The sequence below is a fragment of the Leucobacter sp. M11 genome, assembly GCF_035726885.1.
In the GTDB taxonomy this organism is placed as follows: Bacteria; Actinomycetota; Actinomycetes; order Actinomycetales; family Microbacteriaceae; genus JAPFRB01.
Genome location: NZ_JAPFRB010000003.1, coordinates 518,545 through 523,382, shown reverse-complemented (window position 1 = coordinate 523,382; position 4,838 = coordinate 518,545). Strand labels below are relative to the sequence as shown.

At 72.8% G+C, this 4,838-nt stretch carries 2 protein-coding genes and 2 pseudogenes; 1 reads left to right on the top strand and 3 read right to left on the bottom strand.

Annotated elements, in window-relative coordinates:
- Positions 1-2,169 (bottom strand): annotated as a pseudogene (locus OOT08_RS10850) (hypothetical protein); the annotation flags it as partial.
- 206 nt (positions 2,170-2,375) lie between these two features.
- On the opposite strand from OOT08_RS10850, the gene OOT08_RS10845 reads away from it, so the two are divergent.
- Positions 2,376-3,266 (top strand): hypothetical protein, encoded by an 891-nt coding sequence (locus OOT08_RS10845; RefSeq protein WP_325092657.1) that lies wholly within the window; start codon positions 2,376-2,378, stop codon positions 3,264-3,266.
- Positions 3,267-3,286: 20 nt separating this feature from the next.
- Here OOT08_RS10845 and OOT08_RS10840 read toward each other — a convergent pair whose 3' ends face one another.
- Positions 3,287-4,336 carry an ABC transporter substrate-binding protein gene (locus OOT08_RS10840; protein WP_325092656.1) on the bottom strand — a complete coding sequence of 350 codons (1,050 nt, stop codon included), beginning with the start codon at positions 4,334-4,336 and terminating at the stop codon, positions 3,287-3,289.
- Positions 4,337-4,425: 89 nt separating this feature from the next.
- A pseudogene (locus tag OOT08_RS10835) lies at positions 4,426-4,838 on the bottom strand (hypothetical protein); the annotation flags it as partial.

Sequence of the window (4,838 nt, the reverse complement as noted above, 5' to 3'; positions counted from 1 at the left end):
CGTCGTCGGCTCCGGCACGGTGAAGCTCGCCCAGCCGGCCAGCTCGCCCGTCACGTCCTGCACGACGACCCGGTGCTCACCGCTGTCGATGCCCGCCGGGAGCGGCACGGTCGCGGCGCTCGCCGCGTCCAGTCGGAACCAGCCGAGAGCCTGCGCGTCCGAGCGCACGCTCAGGAACACATTCGAGTCGGGTCGCTGCCCGGGCACGGTGACGGCGAGCTCGCCCGTGTCGCTCAGCGTCGCCGTCACCTCGCCGCGTGCCGCCCCGGTCAGCTCGGTCGGGTCGATCTCGGCGGGCGCGGTGCCGGGGGCGGTCAGCGCCACCCGGGTGAAGCTGTCGGCGCGGCGGTCCGAGTAAGTGCTCTGCCACCACAGGTTGGTGTGTCGCAGGAAGGTCGCGACCCCGTAGGACCGCTCGGGATCGAGCGCCCGAGCGGCGACCGGGATGCTCACGGTGAAGCCCCCGCCGGACGCCGTGAGCGCGCCCTCGTTCAGCTGCCCCCACTCCGTGTCTGCGGAGGTGGCCTCCCAGCGCTGCGAGGCCTGCTGCCCCGGCTGCCAGGTGGCATCGGCAACGAGGGCGACGTCGAGGCCGAAGTAGCCGTCACGGTCGTTCTTCGGGACCTCGAAGTTCGCGCCAACCACGGTGATCAGCCCGCCCGCCGCCGGGTCGAGCGGCTCGGCCTGGGCAAGCGCGATCTGCGGCTCGCCCGTCGCGGCGACGATGCGGTAACCGACCGGCTCCGTCTGGATGCGCTGGCCGAGGCGGTTGCTGGCGTGGACGCGCACCGTGCTCTCCCCGGCCGCGTCGGCGACGGGGAGGGTCAGCCGGTGACCGGCGCCCGAGCGTTCCGCGCTCACGCCCTCGAGGGTCGCCCAGGTCGCGCCGCCATCCCGGCTCCGCTCCACCACGAACTCGCTCGGGGACGGGGTGCCGGTGACGGTCAGGTCGAGCACGGGGCGCATCCCCTCGATCGCGAGCACCGACCGCGGCTGCGTGTCCACGCGCAGCTCACGCGGCGTCTCCGTCTGCAGACGCAGCTCACCGGAGCGGACCTGGCCCGCCGCGTTTTCCGCGACCATGCGCACGGTCACGCCGTTCCACCCGGCATCGATCGCCGGGATCGTCAGCGTCGCCTCGGTGGCCCCGTCGATGGTCCGCCAGGGGCCGCCGCGCGTGTCCTGCCGCTCCCAGGACACCAGGCTCGCGCCGGTGACGGCGGCGGTGACCGTCAGGTCGTTGCCCTCCAACACCGGGAACTCCAGGCTGGCCTTCGGGTTCTCCGTCACGATCGGGCCGTTCGCAACCTCGGCTCCCCCCGCGACCAGGCGCAGGGGCAGCGGGGCCTTGTTCGAGTCCGCGCTCCCGCCGCTCGTGTGCCAGTAGGAGGCCAGCCCGCTCTCGTAGTGGAAATCGACGAGCGACTCCGGCCAGGAGCCCCACGGTCCGCGGTCCTTGAGCTCCGCCGGAATCGCGGATTCGGCGCTGCGCCCGGCGGCCGGGTTTCCCGCCTCCAGGAGCGGGAAATAGTCCAGCCCGGCGAAGTCCGGGGCGATCTCGATCGTGCCGCCGTCGATCGAGATCGCCGGGAAGGTCGCGAGGGTCACCTCCCGGGACTCCAGCGGGAACCCGCCCTCCGGGTTGTCCATATTCGCGCCGTGGCCGCCCGCGATCGCCCGCAGCTCGCCGGAGCCGTCCGCGGCCACCGTGAGCACGGGATCGGTCACGGTCCACGGCACCAGCCCGCCGTAGGCGTTTGCGGTGAAGGCACCGCTCCACCGGACCTGCCCCGCTCCGGTGTCCGGGTCGAGGGTGCCCGCGCCGTGGGCAAAGCGCGCACGCTGGTTGATGCTCGTGCCCTCCATCGGTAGGCAGATGCTCGCGCGGGAGGGGCGCTGGGCCGCGCCGTCCGCGTCGAGCTTCACGATGGAGACATCGCCCTCGGCCTGGCGGAATTCCCCGCCCGCCCCGGCGGAGAAGAAGTTACAGATGCCGCCGCGGGAGTCGGCGCTCTGGTACTCCGCGTTGAGGGCAATGTCGAGCCGCAGATCGGTGAGTTCCGCGGGCTCGGGGGCGGCCTGGGCCGGGAGGACCCCGGTTCCCACGAGTGCGGTCACCGCCGCGGCGGCGATGATTGTGGCGCGCAAACGCCGGTCAAGCAATGGCATGGTTCTCCTGAACACTGAAATGGGAGGGCGTCACCTCACGGGCGGGAGGAGACACCACCCGGGACGCCTTAGGCAAGGCTATCCTTATTAACAGCAGACACGCCACCTTTTTTCCTCGGCCGTGCGCACCTCCGCCACCCCCGTGCAGCGGCTCGTCGCCGACCCGAAAAACAGCGACCGCATGCCCCTCCCGTTACGCTCTTTCCATGAGCCATCTCAGCGCCGTGCACGAATTCGAACGGAACCTCTTGCTCGCAAACGAGCCGCTCCGTCGCGCCCAGGCGGACGCGGTGGCCTCCGGGTCCGCCCGGATCTCGGCGCTCTCCGGGTCCCAGTCCGTGCCCGCCTGGCCCGGGGCGACCCCGAAGGCAGCGCAGCGCAGCGCGACCATCCAGGCGGAGGCCTTCGCGGTCCTCGCCGAGTACGCGCTGGCGACGCGCGAGCTGGTCACCCCGGAGGACAACGACCGGTGGCGGGAGCTCGTCGCCGAGGCCGAGCGCCGCCGGGGCGCGGGCGTGCTCGCCGACGAGCTCCGGCTAAGCGGACCGGGCGCCGCCCTGCTCCGGGTGGGCATCGGCGCGGAGCCGCCGACGGGGCGGAGACGGGCCCCGGATTGCGCCTGCGGCTACCAGTTCACCGGCGTGCTCCCCGAGCGCCTCTGCCCGGAAACCGCGGACATCCTGCTGCGCCGCTGGGTGGCGGAGGAGCGTCGCCTGCTGCGGCGGTTCCCGGAACTCGCCGCGGACATCACCGCCGTGCTGGAGCGGACCGCTGAGCGGCAGAGCCGGGAGGTCAAGCAGGGCGGAGAGTACCTCGCCTCCGACATGGCCGGGCGGCTGCGCTCGGGCGGGCGGAAGCTCGCGCGGTTGCGTCGACGCCACGCTCGCGAGCTCAGCTCGCTCGACCTGAGCCGCTGGCGCAGCCTCGCCGAGCTGCTCTCCCGGGACGCGCGCCCCGCGGTGCAGCCGCACGCCGCCCGGGCGGCCAAGCGCGGCCTCGGCTCCGCGGGGCTGGCGGAGATCGCCGTGCGGGGGCTCCGCGAGGTGGAGCGCATGTCCGGGGAGCAGCTGGCGCGCCGCCGCCGCGAGGGCCGCTAGGCGGGCCCGCGCGACGCGGTTCAGCCCTCGCCGAGCGCCTCCTGGGCGAGCCCGGTCAGGCGCTCGATCAGCCACGGGACGCTGAGCACGCTCATCTGGTTCAGCCCCCACGCGAAGCTGTTGCCGGACTCACCCTCCTCCGGGGAGTCAATCACCGCGCGGCCCTCGGCCACGGCCGGCACGGCCTGCAGGAGGGGGGCGTCCAGGAAGTAATCCGGCTGGTCTATCGTGCTCAGGAGGAGGAAATCGGCGTCGATGAGGCCGACCAGCTCGTTACTGACGGTCGATTCCTCGGCGAAGGCGGCCGCTTCCTTCGGCAACACAAAGCCGAGCTCGTTGAGCAGCTGCTCCATGGTGGAGCCCGGCGTGCTCACATAGTTTGCCCCGAACTCCTCGTTGTAGATGAGCACGTAGCTGGCCGTCTTCCCCGCGAACTCCGGGTTCGCCTCGCGGGCGGCGACGATCACCTGTTCCGCGTCGGCCACGATCCGCTCCGCGCGGTCGCCGAGGTCGATCGCCTCCCCCAGGGTTCGGGTCAGGTCCTGCCAGCCGGAGCTCCCGTCCGCCGCGTACAGCACGGGGGCGATCGCGCTGAGCTGGTCGTAGCGCTGCTGGTCAACGTCGGGCGTTGCCAGCAGCGTGACGATTAGGTCCGGCTCGCTGGCGGCCACCAGCTCCACGGGGATTTCTGCCCCCGCGCTCGCCTCCCACACCTCGGGGATGGGGGCCGTCAGGCTCTCGTCCAGCCAGGTGTTTCGGTCGATCGTTGACGGCGCGAGCACCGGGGTTCCCCCGAGCGCGAGGAGCGTGTCCGTATCCGGGGTCATCGGGGTCACGATGGCGATCCGTTCCGGGCGCTCCAGCAACTCGGTTTCCCCGAAGGGGCTCTCGAGAGTGAGCGGGTAGGTGGTCTTCCCCTCCGCCTCCGGCAGGAGCCCGGCGGCGTCGGTCGCGGCGCCGGAGCCTGCCGATTCCTCGGGGGCGGCGGAACACCCGCCCAGGAGGAGCAGCGCGGCCGCGGCGCCGGCCAGGATCGCGATGGGACGGGGGTAAGCGGTGGTGAGCGACATATGTTCCTTCGGGCCGAAGCTGGTCCCCCGATTCCGGGTGCCCCGGCAGGCGAGCGTCGCGGCGCTCCGTGACCGAGGTTAGCCTGCCCTTACTCGGCCCGCAACGGGAATTCTGTCGGATCGTTCAGCGCCGCGGTGATCTCGTCGAGGGCGGAGCGCAGCTGGAGGTCGCTGGGGGCGCCGTAGCCGAAGACGAGCCCGCTCCGCCCGGCCGGGTCCTCGCCGTGGAAGTACTTCGTCAGGGACGCCAGGTCGATCCCCCGCTCCGCGAGGGAGGCGACGATCCGGTCCGGGTCGGGCAGTCCACGCCAGGTGATCGCCGCGTGCAGTCCGCCCTCGAGGGCCCCGAGCGTCCGCCCCGGCCCGAGTTCCGCGGCCGCGGCGAGCACCAGGCCGCGGCGGTGCGCGTAGGCGCGCCCCACGCGAACCAGGTGCCGCTGGAGTCCGCCCGAGCGCATGAACTCGGCGAGGGCGCGCTGCGCGATCCCCGAAACCGGCTGGC